This is a genomic window from Streptomyces sp. AC627_RSS907, from assembly GCF_019049165.1.
Map to the genome: position 1 here is coordinate 1 of NZ_JAGMUE010001130.1, position 596 is coordinate 596.

General features: G+C 73.5%; 1 pseudogene. It reads right to left on the reverse strand.

The window, feature by feature from the left end:
• Nucleotides 1-454, reverse strand: a pseudogene (locus tag KUM32_RS40660) (serine/threonine protein kinase); the annotation flags it as partial.
• Between the last annotated feature and the right edge of the window lie 142 nt (nt 455-596).

Here is a 596-nt window from a genome sequence, read left to right on the forward strand (position 1 = left end):
CCTCGGCGGCGCGGTGTGGGGTGAGCGGGCGCTCGGCGAGCAGCGCGGCAAGCGGCCGGGCCGGCACGTACTCGCTGACGATCCACAGGCTGCCGGCCTCGGCGAAGACGTGGAAGACCTGGTCGAGTCGGGGGTGGTCGGGCACCTGTGCGGCGGCGGTGGCCGCGTCGATGGCGCGCCGCACGGCCGGGTCGCCGATGCCGTCGAAGTGCGCCGGCCTGCGCCGCGCGTCGAGACCGCCGCCCGGCCGACCGCCGGCGCCGTACGCCCCGTGGGCCGCGCCCTCGCCGACCACCTCGGCCTCGACGACCTCGGGCAACGGCACCTGCCTGAGCAGGACTTCCTGGCCGCTGTAGGTGTCGAACGCGCGGGTTTCCACGAACTCGTACTCATCGGCGGGCGGCAGCGGCAGTCGATAGCGGTCGGCGAGTACCCGACCCGCGTAGTCGTCCACGACGCCTCCCCAAGCGCGCGATTCGCCCAAGGCTCACCGCGCGTCACCGTTCTACCGGTCTCTAACTCCGCGCTTGTACAGCTACCCACGACGGCGGGTTCTCACGATACGGGCCCGAGCGGCTTCCTGCCGACCGCTCCAC